Source organism: Streptomyces rishiriensis, assembly GCF_030815485.1.
Lineage (GTDB): Bacteria > Actinomycetota > Actinomycetes > Streptomycetales > Streptomycetaceae > Streptomyces > Streptomyces rishiriensis_A.
In genome coordinates this window covers 5,907,984-5,925,864 of record NZ_JAUSWV010000002.1, presented here as the reverse complement: position 1 = coordinate 5,925,864, position 17,881 = coordinate 5,907,984, and the positions used below count along the sequence as shown (strand labels likewise).

At 70.6% G+C, this 17,881-nt stretch carries 18 protein-coding genes and 2 riboswitches; of the genes, 4 read left to right on the top strand and 14 right to left on the bottom strand.

All coding sequences use genetic code 11. From position 1 onward, the window contains the following. The first annotated feature begins 57 nt into the window (after positions 1–57). Positions 58–717, top strand: a complete 660-nt coding sequence (locus QF030_RS28980) for an N-acetylmuramoyl-L-alanine amidase (protein WP_307165528.1) — start codon at positions 58–60, stop codon at positions 715–717. Between the two features lie 67 nt (positions 718–784). On the opposite strand, the gene QF030_RS28975 is transcribed toward QF030_RS28980, so the two are convergent. From QF030_RS28975 to QF030_RS28965, 3 genes are read right to left on the bottom strand one after another with little or no spacing between them, the layout of a single operon-like run. After that, the gene (locus QF030_RS28975; RefSeq protein WP_307165527.1) at positions 785–1,948 is read right to left on the bottom strand and encodes a cysteine desulfurase family protein; all 1,164 of its coding nucleotides are present in this window, start codon (positions 1,946–1,948) and stop codon (positions 785–787) included. Positions 1,949–2,007: 59 nt separating this feature from the next. Further along, entirely contained in the window at positions 2,008–2,274 is a 267-nt protein-coding gene (locus QF030_RS28970) for a DUF4190 domain-containing protein (RefSeq protein WP_307165526.1), read from the bottom strand. Positions 2,275–2,309: 35 nt separating this feature from the next. Then, positions 2,310–2,477 carry a hypothetical protein gene (locus QF030_RS28965; protein ID WP_199824938.1) on the bottom strand — a complete coding sequence of 56 codons (168 nt, stop codon included), beginning with the start codon at positions 2,475–2,477 and terminating at the stop codon, positions 2,310–2,312. A 122-nt stretch (positions 2,478–2,599) separates the two neighbouring features. On the opposite strand from QF030_RS28965, the gene QF030_RS28960 reads away from it, so the two are divergent. Beyond that, positions 2,600–3,226 carry a TetR family transcriptional regulator gene (locus tag QF030_RS28960; RefSeq protein ID WP_307165525.1) on the top strand — a complete coding sequence of 209 codons (627 nt, stop codon included), beginning with the start codon at positions 2,600–2,602 and terminating at the stop codon, positions 3,224–3,226. 112 nt (positions 3,227–3,338) lie between these two features. On the opposite strand, the gene QF030_RS28955 is transcribed toward QF030_RS28960, so the two are convergent. Together QF030_RS28955 and QF030_RS28950 are read right to left on the bottom strand one after the other, a co-directional pair. Next, a complete protein-coding gene (locus tag QF030_RS28955; RefSeq protein ID WP_307165524.1) occupies positions 3,339–3,719 on the bottom strand; it encodes a hypothetical protein in 381 nt (126 codons plus the stop codon). Positions 3,720–3,922: 203 nt separating this feature from the next. Continuing rightward, the gene (locus QF030_RS28950) at positions 3,923–4,816 is read right to left on the bottom strand and encodes a thioesterase family protein (protein WP_307165523.1); all 894 of its coding nucleotides are present in this window, start codon (positions 4,814–4,816) and stop codon (positions 3,923–3,925) included. 198 nt (positions 4,817–5,014) lie between these two features. Here QF030_RS28950 and QF030_RS28945 point away from each other — a divergent pair, with 198 nt between their 5' ends. After that, a complete protein-coding gene (locus tag QF030_RS28945) occupies positions 5,015–6,259 on the top strand; it encodes an alpha/beta hydrolase (RefSeq protein WP_307165522.1) in 1,245 nt (414 codons plus the stop codon). Here the strand turns inward: QF030_RS28945 and QF030_RS28940 are convergent. The 9 genes from QF030_RS28940 to QF030_RS28900 all read right to left on the bottom strand — a co-directional run bounded on the left by QF030_RS28940 (position 6,141) and on the right by QF030_RS28900 (position 16,233). Beyond that, entirely contained in the window at positions 6,141–6,824 is a 684-nt protein-coding gene (locus QF030_RS28940; protein WP_307165521.1) for a trimeric intracellular cation channel family protein, read from the bottom strand. The two genes, QF030_RS28945 and QF030_RS28940, sit on opposite strands and share 119 nt — an antisense overlap. Positions 6,825–6,887: 63 nt before the next feature. Beyond that, entirely contained in the window at positions 6,888–8,240 is a 1,353-nt protein-coding gene (locus QF030_RS28935) for an ABC transporter ATP-binding protein (protein ID WP_307165520.1), read from the bottom strand. After that, entirely contained in the window at positions 8,237–9,334 is a 1,098-nt protein-coding gene (locus tag QF030_RS28930) for an ABC transporter ATP-binding protein (protein ID WP_307165519.1), read from the bottom strand. The genes QF030_RS28935 and QF030_RS28930 overlap by 4 nt, the downstream gene beginning before the upstream one ends. Continuing rightward, positions 9,331–10,329 (bottom strand): ABC transporter permease, encoded by a 999-nt coding sequence (locus QF030_RS28925; RefSeq protein WP_307165518.1) that lies wholly within the window; start codon positions 10,327–10,329, stop codon positions 9,331–9,333. The genes QF030_RS28930 and QF030_RS28925 overlap by 4 nt, the downstream gene beginning before the upstream one ends. 110 nt (positions 10,330–10,439) lie before the next feature. After that, entirely contained in the window at positions 10,440–12,239 is a 1,800-nt protein-coding gene (locus QF030_RS28920; RefSeq protein ID WP_307165517.1) for an ABC transporter substrate-binding protein, read from the bottom strand. 119 nt (positions 12,240–12,358) lie between these two features. Further along, positions 12,359–13,366 carry an ABC transporter permease gene (locus QF030_RS28915; RefSeq protein WP_307165516.1) on the bottom strand — a complete coding sequence of 336 codons (1,008 nt, stop codon included), beginning with the start codon at positions 13,364–13,366 and terminating at the stop codon, positions 12,359–12,361. A gap of 312 nt (positions 13,367–13,678) precedes the next feature. Continuing rightward, a complete protein-coding gene (locus QF030_RS28910) occupies positions 13,679–14,434 on the bottom strand; it encodes an enhanced serine sensitivity protein SseB C-terminal domain-containing protein (RefSeq protein ID WP_307167730.1) in 756 nt (251 codons plus the stop codon). Between the two features lie 223 nt (positions 14,435–14,657). Continuing rightward, entirely contained in the window at positions 14,658–15,470 is an 813-nt protein-coding gene (locus QF030_RS28905; RefSeq protein ID WP_307165515.1) for an enhanced serine sensitivity protein SseB, read from the bottom strand. 79 nt (positions 15,471–15,549) lie between these two features. Then, a complete protein-coding gene (locus QF030_RS28900) occupies positions 15,550–16,233 on the bottom strand; it encodes an AAA family ATPase (RefSeq protein ID WP_373428823.1) in 684 nt (227 codons plus the stop codon). A 179-nt stretch (positions 16,234–16,412) separates the two neighbouring features. Then, positions 16,413–16,512: riboswitch (glycine riboswitch) on the top strand. Next, positions 16,513–16,628, top strand: a riboswitch (glycine riboswitch). Between the two features lie 42 nt (positions 16,629–16,670). Here QF030_RS28900 and gcvT point away from each other — a divergent pair. Continuing rightward, the gene (gcvT, locus tag QF030_RS28895) at positions 16,671–17,813 is read left to right on the top strand and encodes a glycine cleavage system aminomethyltransferase GcvT (protein ID WP_307165514.1); all 1,143 of its coding nucleotides are present in this window, start codon (positions 16,671–16,673) and stop codon (positions 17,811–17,813) included. Positions 17,814–17,881 lie beyond the last annotated feature (68 nt).

Genomic DNA, 17,881 nt, shown 5'->3' with positions numbered 1-17,881 from the left:
GAACCGGAGCCCGCGAGTATCCGTTGACGATCACAAGGGGCGAGGAAAGGCACGGGCATGGGGGACGGCAAGAGGGACTCCGACCGGCGGATCGGGCGGCGCGCCCTGCTGATCGGCGGGGCGGCGGCCGCCGTCGGCACGGGCGTGCTGGCGCGCGACGAGCTGGCGCGGCTGTACTGGCGGCTGCCGGGCGTGCGCAAGCAGCGGGTGGAGGGCGCCGTGGACTTCCTGGGCGCCCGGTGGGTGGCGGCGTCGGAGGCGAACTTCCGCTGGGCGGACCGGCCGGACGACTACGGGATCGACATGGTCGTCGTCCATGTCACCCAGGGCGATCTCGACAGCGCGGTGAAGGCGTTCGAGGACCCGGGGCACCGGGCCGCCGCGCACTACATCGTCGGCAAGGACGGGCGCGTCACGCAGATGATCCGGGAACTGGACGTCGCGTACCACGCGGGCAACCGCGCGTACAACGAGCGCAGTGTCGGCATCGAGCACGAGGGCTTCGTGGACCGGCCGCAGGACTTCACCGACGCGATGTACGCCGCCTCCGCCCGGCTGACCGCCGCGATCTGCCGGCGGTACGACATAGCCGTCGACCGCGAGCACGTCATCGGGCATGTGGAGGTGCCGGGCACGGATCACACCGACCCGGGCGAGCACTGGGACTGGGACCGGTATCTGCGGCTCGTACGGGAGGCGCGGGCCGCGGCGTCCTGAGCGCCGCCCACGTGACACGGGTCGCACTCGCTCGGGGCCGCCTTCGGCACCGTCCCGACCGTCGGCCTCAGGTGAGTCCGGCGGCGCGTGCCCGCTCCACCGCCGGGCCGATGGCCTTGGCGACCGCCTCGACGTCGGCCTCGGTGGAGGTGTGGCCGAGGGAGAAGCGCAGGGTGCCGCGGGCCAGGTCGGGGTCGGTGCCGGTGGCCAGCAGGACATGGCTGGGCTGGGCGACGCCCGCGGTGCAGGCGGAGCCGGTGGAGCACTCGATGCCCTGGGCGTCGAGCAGCAGCAGCAGGGAGTCCCCCTCACAGCCCGGGAAGGTGAAGTGGGCGTTGGCCGGGAGCCGGTCCACCGGGTCACCGCCGAGGACGGCGTCGGGGACCGCCGAGCGGACCGCGTCGATCAGCGCGTCGCGCAGGGCGCCGATCTCGCGGGCGAACCACTCGCGCTGCTCGGCGGCCAGGCGTCCGGCGACCGCGAAGGAGGCGATGGCGGGGACGTCGAGGGTGCCGGAGCGGACATGGCGCTCCTGGCCGCCGCCGTGCAGGACCGGGACGGGGGTGTACTCGCGGCCGAGGAGGAGGGCGCCGATGCCGTACGGGCCGCCGATCTTGTGGCCGGAGACGGTCATCGCGGCGAGCCCGGAGGCGGTGAAGTCGACGGGGACCTGACCGAAGGCCTGGACGGCGTCGGCGTGCAGCGGGACGTCGAACTCGGCTGCCACGTCCGCCAGTTCACGGACCGGCAGAATCGTGCCGATCTCGTTGTTCGCCCACATCACGGTGGCCAGGGCCACGTCGTGGGGGTCGCGGGCGATGGCTTCGCGCAGCGCTTCGGGGTGGACCCGCCCGTAGGAGTCGACCGGCAGGTACTCGACCGTGGCGCCCTCGTGCTCGCCGAGCCAGTGCACGGCGTCGAGGACCGCGTGGTGTTCGACCGGGCTGGCCAGGACGCGGGTGCGGGCCGGGTCCGTGTCGCGGCGGGACCAGTACAGGCCCTTGACCGCGAGGTTGTCGGCCTCGGTGCCGCCGGAGGTGAGGACGACCTCGCTGGGACGGGCGCCGAGCGCGTCCGCGAGGGCCTCCCGGGCTTCCTCGACCGTGCGACGGGCCTGCCGGCCGGCCGCGTGGAGGGAGGAGGCGTTGCCGGTGACGCCCAGGTGCGCGGTGAGTGCCTCGACCGCCTCGGGAAGCATCGGCGTGGTCGCGGCGTGGTCGAGGTATGCCATGGTGGCCCCGATTCTACGGGGACCGGCCGGCACGGCTCGCTGCCAGGTGGGCCGGGCGGTCAGAAGCTCCAGGAAACCGTCGAATCCGCCTGCATGAACGCCACCAGGACCACGAGGTCGGCGATGCCCAGACCCAGTCCGAGGAAGGCGCGCCCGCGGCGGGCCGTACCGCGCCAGAGGGCGACCGACGCCAGGACGATGGCGATCGGACCGAGGAAGACGTTGAGGACGAGCAGGCCGAGGAGGCCTAGGACGAAGGACGCGACGGCCATGCCGTCGGTGTCCCGGATGCCGGTGCGGCGGGTGGCCGGTGCGGTGAGTTGCATGGCTGGTCAGCTCCTGTCGAGGAAGGTGCGACGGGTCAGTGGGTCGAGGTGTGCCGACGGCGGCCGTGGCGCTCGCGGAGCGCGAAGACACCGAGCCAGGCGGCGATCACGGCGGCGGCGACGAGGGTGAAGGCGAACGGCGCGTGGGCCACGGTGCCCATGACGACACCGAACAGCAGCAGGGCCGCGACGAGGAACAGCATGGGAACGGATCCCCCTCCGTAAAGTTTGGGTGAACAGTTGTAGTTACAGGTGTTCACTGACTTCCGAGTCTAGCGGGTTCCCCGGCTTTCCAATTCCAGAGAACAGTTGTTAACTGGATGACATGAGTCACACCCTCGGCATCAGGCAGGCCCAGAAGCAGAAGACCCGGCAGGCGCTCATGGACGCGGCGTTGGTGCTGCTGGAGGAGCAGAGCCTGAGCAGCCTGGGACTGCGGGAGGTCACCCGCGCCGTCGGGGTCGCCCCGACCGCCTTCTACCGCCACTTCCGCTCCACCGCCGATCTGGGCGTGGCTCTGGTCGAGGAGGCGCTGGGCAGCCTGCACCCGATGATCCGCACCACCGTGACCGCGGCCGACACGAGCGAGGAACGCATCACGCGCGCTGTGGAGTTGATCGCCGGTCATGTGGACGCGTACCCCGCCCCCGTCCGCTTTATCGCCCGTGAGCGACATGGCGGGGTTCAGCCGGTGCGGGAGGCGATCCGGGACCAACTGGCCCGCTTCGCCGAGGAGGTGAGGACCGAACTGGCCAAGGACGCCGTGGCCGAGGGCTGGAGCGAGGACGACCTGCTGATGCTCTCGCACCTCTACGTCGACCAGATGCTCGTCACCGCCTCGCTGTTCCTGGAGGCGCTGGAGTCCTCGCCGGAGGACCGGGAGCGGGTCAGCCGGCTCGCCGCCCGCCAGATGCGGCTCATCAGCATCGGCCGCCGGCACTGGCTGGACTGACAGCCGCGCGGGACGCCGGCACCGGCTGGACTGACAACCGCGCGGCACACCCGTACGCCGCAGGGGCGGCACACCCCTTCCCGGGTGCGCCGCCCCTGCGAGTGAAACGCCGTCAGCCCTGCTGCTGGGCCTGCTGCCCCTGGCCTGCGCCCGGGCCGCCGCAACCGCCGCCCCGGCCGCCGCCGGGGCCACCCTGACCGCCTCCCCCGGGACCGCCGCTCGGCATGCCCGACGGGACACCGGTGGGCGTGCCGGTGGGCGTGCCCGTCGGCCGCCCCGAGGCGGCACCGGTCGGCGCACCCGACGGGGCCCCCGAGGGAGCGCCGCTCGGCATGCCCGAGGGGTTGCCGGACGGCGGCTGACAGCTCTGCTGGGCGGACGTCCCGCTGCTGGAGGAGGAGTCGCCCGAGCCGCAGGCCACCAGGGCGAGGGGCGAGAGCGCCAGCAGCGCCACCGCGGGGACGAGACGGACGGGCATCAGCGCACGCTTCATGAGAAACAGCTCCGGAGAAGATGAGGACAACCTGAGACCGTCACTCAACCAACGGCGCTTAGGCCTTCCTTGGGGTCCCTCTGTCCCTCTCCTGTCAATCAGGTAAAGCACATCTCAACAAACGGCGCTGACCTGGGAGTTCGGTTCACGAACCGTCGGCGCGCTGGTACGGCTTCGTGACGGAAGCCCCCCGCGCCCCGGGGTCAGCCGAGCCTGACCCGCGCCAACTGCCTCGACTGCGCGACCAGTCGGTCCGCGCTGTCCCAGACCTCGGCGTCCTCCTCCAGGAAGCCGCCCGCGAGGTTGCGGGTGGTGATGGAGACGCGCAGCGGGCCCGGAGCCGGCCGGCAGCGGACGTGGACCGTCAGCTCGACCGTGGGGACCCAGCCGCGCAATCCGATCTCGAAGGCGGTGGGCGGCAGGGCGTCCACCGCGAGGAGGAGGGAGAGCGGGTCGGGGTCACGGCCGTCCTTCAGGCCGAACCAGGCCCGCATCTCGCCCTTGCCGGACGGCTGTCCGAGCGCCCAGCCGAGGGTCGAGGGGTCGAGCTTGAGCATCAGCCGGTCGGCGATCGCGGAGCTGCCGTCGACGGGCGCCGGTCCGTCCTCGGGGCCGAAGCACTGGTCGATCGGCGGGATCGCGGGCGGCTTCGCCGTCGTACGGACGTCGTCCGGCAGGGCGTCCAGATCGCCGTAGGAGGCGAGGACGCGGATCCGCTCGATCTCGGCGCCGTTCTCGTCGTACTGGAAGAGCGAGGCCTGGCCGGTGGAGAGGGTGCGGCCGGTGCGCACGACGTCCGTGCGGACGACCGCCGGGCCGGGCTGGGACGCCGTCAGATAGTGCGCCGAGATCGTGAACGGGTCCCGGTGCGGCAGGGCGTCCGCGAGCGCGCGGCCGAGGACGGCGAGAAGATAGCCGCCGTTGACGGCACTGATGATCGTCCAGCCGGCCGAGAGGTCGATGTCGTAGACGCCCGGCGCGCGTCGGGTGAGCGCGGTGTCGCGGTCGAACTCGAACGCGAACCCGCCGTCTCCGGTGGAGTCCGTGACGAAGGCGGTGGAGGCCGGCGCGGCCGCCGCGGTAGCTGCTTCTGGCATGTCTGAACCGTACAACAGTGCATTACTAAGCGGTAGCTTTGGACGCTGCGGCGGCATCGTGCCCGATGAGCGCTTCGAGCCCACTCATGACCGCTTCGGAGCTCAGCGGCGACCGGTTCCGGTGAGCGGTCGGCAATTTCTTGGTAAGTGTCCGAACTCGTCCGTAACCTTGACGCCCGGTTTCCCCTCTGCAAGGACATGAGCCTCACCGGGACTCCGTTCCTCTACACCTTGATCGCACTGTCCGTGGCCGCCGTCGCGCTGCCGCTGCTGATGTGGTCGCGGCTGCGCGGACCGCGGGTCCTGCGCGCCGCGGCCCGGATGGTGATGCTGCTGTTCGCCCAGGGCACGGCCGTGGCCCTGGTCTTCGTCCTGGTCAACAACGCCAACGGCCTGTACGACACCTGGGACGACCTGTTGGGCACCGGCACCCATGTGCAGCAGGCCGCCGACCTGGGCGCCGACGGCACCGGCGGTATCGCGCTGGACCGGCTGCCCAAGGTCCGACAGACGTTCGAGCAGGCCGAGGGGCCTGGCATGCGCGCGGCGGGCGGGGTGCGCGTCACCCAGCTCGAGGGCCGGGTCTCCGGCGTCAACGCCGAGGTCTACGTCTGGCTGCCCCCGCAGTACGACGAGCCCGCCTACGCGCACCGCGCCTTCCCCGTGGTGGAGCTGCTGCCGGGCTACCCGGGCTCCGCGAAGTCCTGGTACGGGACGCTGCACGTGCACGAGCAACTGGCACCGCTGATGCGCGCGGGCAAGGTCGCCCCGTTCATCCTGGTCGCGCCGCGCACCACACTGCTGCCGGGCGTGGACACCGGGTGCGCCAACGTCCCGGGCACCGTCAACGCCGACAGCTGGCTCAGCATCGACGTACCGAAGATGGTCAAGGACAACTTCCGGGCCCAGCCCGCGCCCAGGGGCTGGGCGGTCGCCGGGTACTCCGCCGGGGGCCACTGCGCGGCCAAGCTCGCCGTCGCCCACCCGGACCGCTACCGGGCCGCGGTGAGCCTGTCCGGGTACAGCGACCCGATCGTCGAGCCCCACTCCCTCGCCGCGCAGAGCCCCGCCCTGCGCCGGGCCAACAACCCGTATGCGCTGCTCCGCAGGGCCACCGTGCCGCCGCCCGTGGCTCTCTACCTCTCCGGCCAGCCGAAAGACGGCTACGAGGCGGCCCTGGCCCTGCGGCAGGCGGCCAAGGCGCCGACGGCCGTGCAGGTCGTCTACATCCCGGCAGGCGCGGGCGGCCACACCATGGCGCTGTGGCGACCGCAGGTCGTGCCGGCGTTCCGCTGGCTGACCACCCAGCTGGACCAGCGCCCGGTCAGCCGTGACGAGAAGGTGCGGGAGACTGCTCCTCGCGCACCGTCGAGCGCCGGTTCCAAGCACGCGGCGCTCGCCAGTGGAACCGCATCGCGAGCAGCCGCAGCACGAAGGCCGTGACCGCGGCCACCCCGCTGGCCAGCGGCGTGAGCACGTCGTAGTGGATGCAGAGCACCACCATGGTGGCGCCGACGATCGCCGGGACCGCGTACAGGTCGCGGTCCCAGCGCAGCAGCGAGGGCACCTCGTTGGCCAGCACGTCGCGCAGCACACCGCCGCCCACGGCGGTGGCGAGACCCAGCGCGGCCGACGCGGTGAGGTTGAGGCCGTAGTCGTACGCCTTCGTCGTCCCCGTCACGCAGAAGAGGCCGAGGCCGGCCGCGTCGAAGACGTTGACGCCCGTCTGGATGCGCTCCACCTGGGGGTGCAGGAAGACGACCAGGAGGGCGGCCAGCAGCGGCGTGAGGAAGTACCCCAGATCCGTGAAGGCGGCCGGGGGCACGGCCCCGATGACCAGGTCCCGGAAGACCCCGCCGCCCAGCGCGGTGACCTCGGCGAGCATGGCGATGCCGAACACGTCGAAGTTCTTGCGGACGGCCAGCAGCGCGCCCGAGATGGCGAAGACGAAGATGCCGATCAGGTCGAGCGTGTGCTGGACGGAGGGGCTGAAAAGTTGCTGGAGCACCCCTACATTCTCACCCAGCACAGAGCCCCCGCCTTACATTGCAAGGCGGGGGCTCGGTGTTACTTACTTCTCTTTGGCCGGAGTGTCGTCACCGGAAGCCTCCGGCGCGACCTCGTCGGCCGCCTCGGCGTCCCCGGTCGGCTCCGATGCCTCGGCCGGCTCGGCAACCGCTTCGGCCGGCTCGGCAGCCTCCGCCGGTGCGGCGGCCTCCGCGGCCGTCGTCTCCGCCACTTCCGCCGCCACCGCGGCCGACGTCTCCGCCGACTCCGCGAGCACCTCGTCGGCGACCAGCTCCGCCGCCTCCTTGGCGACGGTCAGCAGGACGGTGTCCTGCGGGGCCTGGTCCTCGAAGTTCTCCGGGTGGTGGCAGGCGACCTGCTGGCCGGGCCGCAGCTCGACGAGCGCCGGCTCGGTGGTCTTGCAGACCTCGGTCGCCTTCCAGCACCGGGTGTGGAAGCGGCAGCCGCTCGGCGGCGAGATCGGCGAGGGCACGTCACCCTTGAGCAGGATCCGCTCGCTCTTGGCGTTCTTGCGCCGCGGGTCCGGGATCGGCACCGCCGACATCAGCGCCTTGGTGTACGGGTGCATCGGCGACTTGTAGAGCAGGTCGCGGTCGGCCAGCTCCACGATCTTGCCGAGGTACATCACCGCGATGCGGTCCGAGACGTGGCGGACGACCGAGAGGTCGTGCGCGATGATCACGTACGTGAGGCCGAGCTCCTGCTGGAGGTCGTCGAGCAGGTTGACGACCTGGGCCTGGATCGACACGTCGAGCGCCGAGACCGGCTCGTCCGCCACGACCAGCTTCGGGTTCAGCGCGAGCGCGCGGGCGATGCCGATGCGCTGGCGCTGACCGCCGGAGAACTCGTGCGGGTAGCGGTTGTAGTGCTCGGGGTTGAGGCCCACGACCGACAGCAGCCGCTGGACTTCCTTCTTGATGCCGCCCTCGGGCTCGACGCCCTGGAGCTTGAAGGGAGCGCCGACGATCGTGCCGATGGTGTGGCGCGGGTTCAGCGACGAGTACGGGTCCTGGAAGATCATCTGCACATCGCGGCGCAGCGGACGCATGCCGCTCACCCCGAGGTGGGTGATGTCCTTGCCCTGGAACTCGACCTTGCCCGCGGTCGGTTCGAGCAGCCGGGTGATCAGCCGTCCCATCGTGGACTTGCCGCAGCCGGACTCGCCCACGACGCCGAGGGTCTCGCCGGAGCGGACCTCGAAGTCGATGCCGTCGACCGCGTGCACCGCCCCGACCTGCCGCTGGAGCAGGCCCTTCTTGATCGGGAAGTGCTTCTGGAGCCCGGTCACCTTCAGCAGGACCTCGCCGGGGGCGGCGTCCTTGGCGAGGGTCGCGCCCTCCGCCTTCGGGCCGTCGGCCTGCGCGGGGATCTTCACCGCTTTCTCGTCGTCACTCACAGCTTCGGCGCAATCTCTTCGGTCCAGATACGCTCCCGCTGCTCCGTGCCCAGGTGGCAGGCGGCCCAGTGCCGGCTGCCGACCTCGGCCAGCTCGGGCCGGACGGTGCGGGTGACGTTGTCCTTCGGGAGGTCCGCGTACGGGCAGCGCGGGTTGAAGGCGCAGCCGGACGGGATGTTGATCAGCGAGGGCGGGGAGCCCTTGACCGGGATCAGGCGCTCCTGCTGCTCACGGTCCAGCCGCGGCATCGAGCCGAGCAGGCCCCAGGTGTAGGGGTGCCGGGGCTCGTAGAACACCTTGTCGGCCGGGCCCCGCTCGACGCAGCGGCCGCCGTACATCACCAGGATGTCGTCGGCGAGTTCGGCCACCACACCCAGGTCGTGGGTGATGACGACGACCGCGGAGCCGAACTCCTTCTGGAGGTCGCGGATGAGGTCGAGGATCTGCGCCTGGACGGTTACGTCCAGGGCGGTCGTCGGCTCGTCCGCGATCAGCAGCTCGGGGTTGTTGACCAGCGACATCGCGATCATCGCGCGCTGACGCATACCGCCGGAGAACTCGTGCGGGTAGCTGTCGACCCGCTTGTCCGGCTGCGGGATGCCCACCCGGTCGAGCATCTCGACCGCGCGGCGCTTGGCGGCCTTCTTGGTGACGTCGTGGTGGATCCGGTACGCCTCCACGATCTGCTGACCGATCGTGTAGTACGGGTGCAGCGCCGACAGCGGATCCTGGAAGATCATCGCCATCTCACGGCCGCGCAGCTTGCGCACGTGGTCGGGGTCGGCGGACAGCAGCTCGGTGCCGTCCAGCCAGATCTCGCCGGAGATCTGCGCCTTGCGCTTGCCGTACTGGCCGGCGGTGTGCAGGCCCATGATGCCGAGCGAGGTCACCGACTTGCCGGAGCCGGACTCGCCCACGATGCCGAGGGTCTTGCCCTTCTCCAGCTGGAAGCTGAGCCCGTCGACGGACTTGACCAGGCCGTCGTCGGTCGGGAAGTGCACCTTGAGGTCGCGCACTTCGAGGAAGGCGGTCGGCGCGGGCGAGGCGGGGGTGGGTTCGCCCACGGCCGCTCCGCTCTTGCTGAGTTCGGTCATGCGAGCCTCACTCGGGGGTCGATCACGGCGTACAGGATGTCCACCACGAGGTTGGCGACGAGCACCGCCAGGGAGGTGATCAGGGTGACGCCCAGGATGATGGGCAGGTCCTGGTTCTTGATGGCGTTGAGCACCGCCTGGCCGAGGCCGGGCAGGTTGAACGCCGTCTCGGTCAGGATCGCACCGCCGATGAGGGCGCCGAGGTCCATGCCGAGCATGGTCAGCAGCGGAGTCATCGTGGAGCGCATGGCGTGCTTGCCGATGACGGTGTGTTCCTTGAGGCCCTTGGCGCGGGCGGTACGGATGTAGTCCTCGCCGAGGATCTCCAGCATGGTGGCCCGGGTGATGCGGGCGTACATGGCCGCGTACAGGAACGCGAGGGTGACCCACGGCAGGATCATGCCGCCGAACCAGCCGCTGAAACTCTCGTCCAGCGGCACGAACTGCCCGTCGAACAGATCCAGTCCGTAGACGAAGATCGACAGGGCGACCATGCCGGTGAAGTAGATCGGGAGGGAGACGCCCGAGAGCGCGATGACCATCGCGCCGCGGTCCCACAGGCTGCCCCGCTTGAGCGCGGAGAGCACACCGGCCGAGACACCGAAGATCAGCCACAGCACGGCGGCACCGAGCGCGAGCGCCAGGGTCACCGGGAAGCGGTCGGTCAGCACCGGCCAGACGGCCTGTTCACTGCGGAAGGAGTAACCGAAGCACGGGGCGGCGCAGTGGATGGAATCGCCGCCGCCCGTGTAGGTACGGCCGGCGAAGATGCCCTTGAAGAACTCCCAGACCTGGGCGTAGATCGGGTCGCCCAGGCCCAGCTTCTCGCGCACACCCTCGACGGCGGCAGGGTCGGCCTGCTTGCCCACGAAGCTCAAGGCGATGTCTACGCCAGCCCACTTGGGGATGAGGAAGAAGATGCCGAAGACCACCATGACGATGACCACGAGCATCACTACGGCGGCGAACAACCGCCTGATGAGGTAAGCGAGCACAGCTCTCGGCCCGCCGCGGACCGCGGGCCACCGGATTGTGTCCAGTGACCCGCGGATCCGCCGCGCCGGCCTTCACCTGCCTTTCGTGCCGTTCGGCGGGTGTGCCGGGACTACTTCTTCGGGTTCTTCAGACCGAGGTTCACGAAGTCGTACTGACCGCTGTAACCGTCGGTGGTGTAGACGTTCGCCAGGTTGTCCGAGCGCCAGTTGATGAACCGCTCGAAGACGAAGGGCAGGTAGTACGCGCCCTCCATCACCTTGTGGTTGATCTCCGTGGCGATCTTGGTCTTGCCGGCGTCGTCCAGGGTGGTGACGTACGAGGAGAACAGACCGTCGATCGTCTTGTCGTTGATGAGCGCGTAGTTGTTGTTGCCGCTCTCAGCGATGTACTTGCTGCTCCACAGCGGCAGACCGAAGCCCTGCACGGACGGGAAGTCCGGACCCCAGCCCATGATGATGATGCCGTAGCCCTTCTTCTTCACGTTCGAAGGGCTGCCGATGATGCCGGCGGTCTGCGAGCCGTCGTACTGGTCGATCTCGGCGGTGATGCCGATCTTCTTCAGCGACGCCTGGAGGGACTGGGCGGTGGCCACCTCGACCGGCTTGTTGTTACGGACCGCGATGGTGGTCTTGAAGCCGTTCGGCTGACCGCAGGCCTTCAGGGCCTCCTTGGCCTTGGCCTCGTTGCCGCTCTTGTTGGCGCCGGAGATCTCGTACGGGTCGTACTTCTGGCCCTCGGCACCCGGGACGGACGGCGGCAGCATGTTGGTGCCGATGTCACCACCGGCGATCGGGCCGCCGCGGGCGGTCTGCAGCGACACGTGGTCGGCGCCGAGGATGACGGCCTTGCGGCACTCGATGTTGTTGAACGGCGCGACGCTCTGCGGGAAGACCGCGTAACGGACGTAGCCGGAGACCGGGTTGTCCAGGTTGCCCTTGTGCTGCTTCAGGGCGGTGGTGCGGCCCTGCGGCGACATTCCGGTCTGGTTCAGGTCCAGGTCCAGGTCACCGCTCAGCAGACGCTGGTCGAGCTGGTTGGCGTCCGAGAAGAACTGGATGGTGATCTGGTCCGGGTAGGCCTTGCGGATCGGGTCCGAGGCCTGCTTCCAGGAGGTGTTGCGGACCAGCTTGAGGTCCTTGCCCGGGGAGTAGGACGCGAACTTGTACGGGCCCGAGGAGAACGGCTTCAGGCCGTACTTGGACTTGGTGTCCATGTCCTGGCGGACCGGCGAGGCCGAGACCAGGGCCAGCATCTCCTCGAAGTCCGAGTTGGCCTGCGGGAGGTGGAAGACGATGGTCTTGTCGTCGGGCGTGTCGATCGCCTTCAGACCCAGCTTGTCCGCGGACGTGTCCTTGTAGGGGCCCTTGTACTCGCCCTTGGGGTCGAGGACGTCCTTCAGGTACGTCGGACCGCCGGACAGCACGTCCTGCGCCCACACGCGCTCGATGCCGTACTTCACGTCCTTCGACGTGATCGGCTTGCCGTCCTCCCACGTGACGCCGTCACGCAGGGTGTACGTGTAGGTCTTGCCGTCGTCCGTGACCTTCGCGGTCTCGGTGGCGAGGTCCGGAGTGACCTCGGCGCCCGCGGCGCCCGGCTCGGCCTTGTTCGTGACGAGCTGGCGGCTGTAGTAGCGGGCGAAGTTCCACATCATGCCGTAGTAGCCACGCGTGGTGTCCCACGAGTCGGCGTCCTGCGCGGCACCGAACTTCAGCGTGCCGCCCTTCTTGGCGGCGGAAGCCTGGGCGATCTTGTTGTTCGCGGCGTCGAAGCCGGCGGCGCCGGAGCTCGAGCCCTTGTCGCCGTCGTCTCCACCGCCGCCGCACGCCGCAGTGGTCAGCAGCGCGGCGACCGCGGCAGCAGCGGCAAATGCCTGCTTCCGCCGCCCTGAGGTGCGTTGGGTAGTCACGATCTCGGATCCTCCGGATAGATGAGAGATACCCCGTGTGAAGACCACGGGACGGTTGGGGCGCCGTGTGTTCGGCGGTTTCGCGGCTCGCTGTGGTCGCGGATCCCCGACGGGGCGGATCAGCGGGAGGCCTTCGGGTCCAGCGCGTCCCGTACGCCGTCGCCGAAGAGATTGAAGGCGAGCACGGTGATGAAGATCGCCACACCCGGGACCACCATGTACATCGGGTCCGACTCGTAGTAGTCGATCGCGCTCGAGAGCATCTGCCCCCACGAGGCGGTGGGCGGCTTGACCCCGACGCCCAGGAAGCTGAGCGCCGCCTCGGTGAGGATGTTGGTCGGGATCATCATCGTCGTGTACACGACGATCGGGGCGACCAGGTTGGGCAGCAGTTCCTTGAACAGGATGTACAGCCGCCCCGCGCCCAGCGATCGGGCGGCCTCGACGTACTCGCGCTCACGCAGCGAGAGCGTCTGACCGCGCACCACACGTCCGATGTAGGGCCAGCCGAAGAAGCCGATGACCAGGATCATCACGAAGACACGCACGCTCGAACCGGAGAGGCCGAGCAGGTCGTTCGGCATGACGGAGACCAGCGCGATGATGAACAGCAGCTGCGGGAAGGCGAGCAGGCCGTCCATCACCCGGCTGATGAGCGAGTCGACCCAGCCGCCGAAGAAGCCGGCGAGGATGCCCAGCACCGTTCCGAGGATGACCGCGACCACGGCCGACAGGAAGCCGACCAGCAGCGAGATCCGGGCCCCGTAGAGGATGCGGGCGAAGATGTCGCGGCCGTTGACCGGCTCGACGCCGAGCAGGTGGTCGCCGCTGACGCCGCCCAAGGAGCCCGTGGGCGTACCGAAGAGCGGGTCGATGAGGTTCTCGTGGTACTCGTTCGGGTCCTGCCCGAGCAGCCCGGTGATGACCGGCGCGAGCAGCGCGACCACGACCAGGACGAGCACGACGACGCCGCCCGTGAGGGCGAGCTTGTCCCGCTTGAGGCGCTCCCAGGCGATCCGGCCCAGGGAACGGCCCTGAACGGCCTTGGCGCCGCTGGTGGCGACCGACGCTTCCTCGGCCGCGCTCGGGGCCGCTTCCGCGGTCGGCTCGTGCAATGGTGCCGTCATCTGGCAGGGACCCCTCTCAACCGGCGGTAGCCGGCCCGCACTTGCCGCTGTAGCGGCGTGATCAGTCCGTAATACGCAGGGGATAAGTCCCCTGACGCCGGAGTCTTCAACGGTTTGGCGATCTGTAGCCAGACTTGGCAGTGAATGGATGCGTAAACGTGATCCGGGTAGAGGGGTTCCGTTATCCGGACGGCGGGTAACGCCCCCCGGACGGTGACCTATTGGGGCAGATCGGTCGAAAAACGGACCAATCGCCTTCATCTACGCGCGAAGAAGTCCGGCCTCCACTTTATGGCGGACCCGTGACGGGGATCAGTAGCGTCCGGTGGGCGGATACCCGTAGCCGCCCGCGGGCGCCTGGGCCGGGGCCGGGGCGTGGGCCTCGCGGTCGTAGAAGGGCCGGGCGGTGGCACGCATCCACATCACGACGGGGTCGTACTCGTCGGTCATGGCGACCGTCGACACCGGCAGCCCGTCCGGCACGGCCCCGATGGACTGCTGCATCATCGCCCGTACGGCGTCCACGGCCGGCGGCGAGGCGTCGTACACGTCGAGCCCGATGGCCAGGTAGGGCGCTCCCAGCGCCGGCTGCACCCAGGCGCGGCGCAACGCGCGGACCGCCGGGGTACGGTGGGCGTTCTGCGCGAGCAGGGCGTAGAACTGCGGAATCTCGATGCCCGGTTCGGACAGCCGCAACGGCCCGGCCGGCTGGCGCTCCAGGCCGGTGGCGATACGGCGCAGGTCCAGCCACGGAATGCCGACCCCGCCGCCGGGGGCGTGCGGGTTCAGCCAGAGGCCGTAGTGGTCGGGGTAGAGGGTGCGGGCCACGTCCAGCCCGTCGACCACCTCGTACGACCTGTTCCAGCCACTCGCGCTGAGTTCCTGGGCGGAGGTGACACACGGCGCGTAGCCGTGCCCGTCGACCTCCATGTTTCCGTACTGGGCGTCCGGGGAGCCGGCCTGGCCGTGCCACAGCAGCATCCAGACCTGGCCGGACGAGGGGGTCGCGAGCGCGCGCAGGAGCGCCTCGTAGGCGTCGTAGCGCCCGGGCGTGACCTGGCGCAGCATGTGCTCGACCGAGCCGGTCGCGGCAGTGCCAGCGCTCACTTTTTATCGCCCCTTCGAGAAAACGTCCCGCGTTGGAGTCCAGCTTAGGCGCTCTGCCCGGCCGAGCCGTTGGGAGCTCGGGACCGACTGCGCGCCGGCGGACGCGCGTCGGGTGCGGCGGGGCGCGCCCCGCGGCGGGGCCGCGGCCGAGGACAGCCCCGCGCCCCGTCAGGCGGGCTGCTCCTCAGACCTGGTGGAACCCCGTGTAGAAGGGGCGGACCCGCTCCCTCAGCCAGTCGCCCACCGGATCCTGGGCCACGTCCAGGAGGACCAGGTTGACCGGCCACGGGGCCGGCGTCCTGCCCAGCGCCCTGCCCAGGGCCTCAAGGGGCAGGGCCCTCAGGTCGCCTTCGAGGTGGGAGAGTTCCACGCCCACGAACATCACCGGGTCCGCCGTCTCGATGACGGCCAGGCAGCGGCGGGCCGTGCGGACCACGCCCGTGGCCTCGAACTCCGCCGAGGCCGCGGCCAGGAAGTCCATCGGCTCGTCCTGCCAGTCGGGCTCGTAGAGGCGGACCCGTCCGCCGCCCGCGGTGCCGTCCGGCGAGGTGCGGCCCGCCCGGCACAGCTCGGCCACGGCGGGCGGCGGCAGCGGGATGCCGACCACGCCGTCCGGGTTCACCAGGATGCCCACCTGCGGGGGCAGTCCCCGGGCGAACTCCACGGCCGGCGCGATCGTGAACGACATGTGGGAGCCCACGACCTGCCGGAACTGTTCCTCGGAGCTGAAGACCGGCACGTACACCTGGCCCTCGAGCTCCATCGTGGGCAGGTCCAGAGGGCCGCTGTGCGGGCCGCCGCCGCCGGGCAGCGGCACCCAGACGAAGCTGCGTCCGAGCACCTCGACGATCCGGCCGCCGGCTCCCGGCACGCCGAGGGAGACGGAGAGCACCTCCTCCAGCTCGTTGCCGGGCCATCCGCCGTGCGGATGGGGGTGCGCCTGCGCCGGAAAGTCCGCGGAGTAGTCCGTCGGAAAGTTCGCCGGGGGGAAATCCATCTGCCTACCGCCTGCTGAGAACCGCTCACTTCGCTGTGGCCGAAAGGCTAGCGGGTACCCGGGGGTCGCGCCCGAGCCCTCAGCCCGTGAACCCGATGCGGCGCAGCGCGTCGGCCGCCGCGCGGTCGAGCAGCACCGCCGAGCCGCAGCCTGCGGGCAGCCGGCCCTTCTCCACCGAGCGCACCAGACGGGAGGCGGCGTGGCGGTGGCGCAGGAACGCGTACCGGGAGACGCCCCGACCGCGCTCGCGCTGCCCCTCCAGTGCCGTGTCGGCGCCGACGTCCAGCAGCAGCAGGTGGAGGACGCCGCCGCGGCGGCGGGCCTCGCGGGCCAGCCAGTCACGGACCCAGGCCTGCGTGCCGCAGTCGTGCACGACGACGCCCGCACCGCCGCGCAGCGCCCTGCGCAGTCCGGCGTAGTGGGCGAGCCGGACGAGGGGGCGGTAGAGGCCGTAGGGCAGGAAGCGGGGGGCGCGGGCGTCCCAGCGGTCCCGGGTGTCCTGGGAGTCGACGCGGACGCCCTGCACGGTCCGCCGCATGAGCGTGGACTTGCCGCTGCCGGGCAGACCGGTGACCACGACCAGGTCACGGGGGCCGAAGAGCAGTCCGTGCGGGCTGCGGCCGGCTCGCTCGCGCAGGTCGCGGACGACGGGCGCCGGCTGCGGGCCGCACGCCTCCCGGGCCGGGGCGACGGGCTGCGCGGGCAGCGCGATCCCCGAGCCGGTCGCGAATGCCGTGGACCTCGCCGTGGTCGTCCTGTTCACCGTGATCGTCCTCCCCTGGGGTCCGATGGTGTCCTCATCCCCACTGAGCGTAAAGAGAAGGTAATGCGCCGCGTCCGGCGATTTCGTGCGCGTACCGACACAAGCCGGTTACAGATGCGGCCTGCCGTGATCGGGGCGAGCCGTGCAATGATGGCCGCGCCAACTGCATACCGGCCGTTTGAATCCGCGCGGGAGAGTCCTCAGCAGCAGCTTCGCTGGGGCGCCGAAGGAGCAAGTCCCTCCCTTGAATCTCTCAGGCCCCGTTACCGCGCGGGCGAGGCACATCTGAAAAGCGGGCCGCTCTCCAGTGGCCCCACCCAAGGTGCAAGTCATGACCGATCCCTTCCCGGGTTGTCATGGCGAACCTCTCAGGTTCCGATGACAGATGGGGAGGAACGACCTCGCCGTGCCGTCATGCCTTGGGAGACGAACGCCCGATGAGCAGTACCGACCCCGCTTCCGCCCAGAACGCCGGGCAGCGCCTCACCGCCCTCGACGCGGTGCATCGCGCGCTCGGCGCGACGATGACCGACTTCGCCGGCTGGGACATGCCGCTGCGCTACGGCTCCGAGCGCGACGAGCACCAGGCCGTCCGCACCCGGGCCGGGCTCTTCGACCTCTCGCACATGGGCGAGATCACCGTCGCCGGCCCGCAGGCAGCCGCCCTCCTCGACTTCGCCCTGGTGGGCAACATCGGGGCGGTCAAGGCCGGCCGCGCCCGCTACACGATGATCTGCCGGGCGGACGGCGGCATCCTGGACGACCTGATCGTCTACCGGCTGGCCGAGACCGAGTTCATGGTGGTGGCCAACGCCTCCAACGCACAGGTCGTGCTGGACGCGCTGACCGAGCGCGCCGAGGGCTTCGACGCGGTGGTCCGCGACGACCGTGACGCCTACGCGCTGATCGCCGTGCAGGGCCCCGAGTCCCCCGGCATCCTCGCGGCCGTCACCGACGCCGACCTGGACGGCCTGAAGTACTACGCCGGCCTGCCCGGCACCGTCGCCGGCGTCCCCGCCCTCATCGCGCGTACCGGCTACACCGGCGAGGACGGCTTCGAGCTGTTCGTGCGGCCGGAGCACGCCGTCGAGCTGTGGCAGTCGCTGACCAAGGCCGGCGAGGGCGTCGGGCTGGTGCCCTGCGGCCTGTCCTGCCGGGACACCCTGCGCCTGGAGGCGGGCATGCCGCTGTACGGGCACGAGCTGAGCACCTCCCTCACCCCGTTCGACGCGGGTCTGGGCCGGGTGGTCAAGTTCGACAAGGAGGGCGACTTCGTCGGGCGTACGGCGCTGGAGGAGGCCGCCGGGCGAGCCGCCTCGCAGCCCCCGCGCGTCCTCGTCGGCCTGGTCGCCGAGGGCCGCCGGGTCCCGCGCGCCGGATTCGCCGTGGTCGCCGACGGCGCAGTGATCGGCGAGGTCACCTCGGGCGCCCCCTCCCCCACCCTCGGCAAGCCGATCGCCATGGCGTACGTCGACGCCGCCCACGCGGCGCCGGGGACCCAGGGCGTCGGCGTGGACATCCGAGGCAGCCACGAGCCGTACGAGGTCGTGGCGCTGCCGTTCTACAAGCGCCAGAAGTAGACACTGGGCGCGTCGACGCCCCGCCCGCGCGTGACGCTGCGCACATGTGCGCTGCTCCCCTGCGGTTC

Excerpts from the sequence above, each read along its gene's own strand:
- gcvT (WP_307165514.1), top strand. The coding sequence starts at position 16,671 with ATGAGCAGTACCGACCCCGCTTCCGCCCAGAACGCCGGGCAGCGCCTC.
- QF030_RS28980 (WP_307165528.1), top strand. The coding sequence starts at position 58 with ATGGGGGACGGCAAGAGGGACTCCGACCGGCGGATCGGGCGGCGCGCC.
- QF030_RS28975 (WP_307165527.1), bottom strand. The coding sequence starts at position 1,948 with ATGGCATACCTCGACCACGCCGCGACCACGCCGATGCTTCCCGAGGCG.
- QF030_RS28930 (WP_307165519.1), bottom strand. The coding sequence starts at position 9,334 with ATGACCGAACTCAGCAAGAGCGGAGCGGCCGTGGGCGAACCCACCCCC.
- QF030_RS28960 (WP_307165525.1), top strand. The coding sequence starts at position 2,600 with ATGAGTCACACCCTCGGCATCAGGCAGGCCCAGAAGCAGAAGACCCGG.
- QF030_RS28955 (WP_307165524.1), bottom strand. The coding sequence starts at position 3,719 with ATGAAGCGTGCGCTGATGCCCGTCCGTCTCGTCCCCGCGGTGGCGCTG.
- QF030_RS28945 (WP_307165522.1), top strand. The coding sequence starts at position 5,015 with ATGAGCCTCACCGGGACTCCGTTCCTCTACACCTTGATCGCACTGTCC.
- QF030_RS28965 (WP_199824938.1), bottom strand. The coding sequence starts at position 2,477 with ATGCTGTTCCTCGTCGCGGCCCTGCTGCTGTTCGGTGTCGTCATGGGC.
- QF030_RS28915 (WP_307165516.1), bottom strand. The coding sequence starts at position 13,366 with ATGACGGCACCATTGCACGAGCCGACCGCGGAAGCGGCCCCGAGCGCG.
- QF030_RS28905 (WP_307165515.1), bottom strand. The coding sequence starts at position 15,470 with ATGGATTTCCCCCCGGCGAACTTTCCGACGGACTACTCCGCGGACTTT.
- QF030_RS28970 (WP_307165526.1), bottom strand. The coding sequence starts at position 2,274 with ATGCAACTCACCGCACCGGCCACCCGCCGCACCGGCATCCGGGACACC.
- QF030_RS28950 (WP_307165523.1), bottom strand. The coding sequence starts at position 4,816 with ATGCCAGAAGCAGCTACCGCGGCGGCCGCGCCGGCCTCCACCGCCTTC.
- QF030_RS28910 (WP_307167730.1), bottom strand. The coding sequence starts at position 14,434 with ATGCTGCGCCAGGTCACGCCCGGGCGCTACGACGCCTACGAGGCGCTC.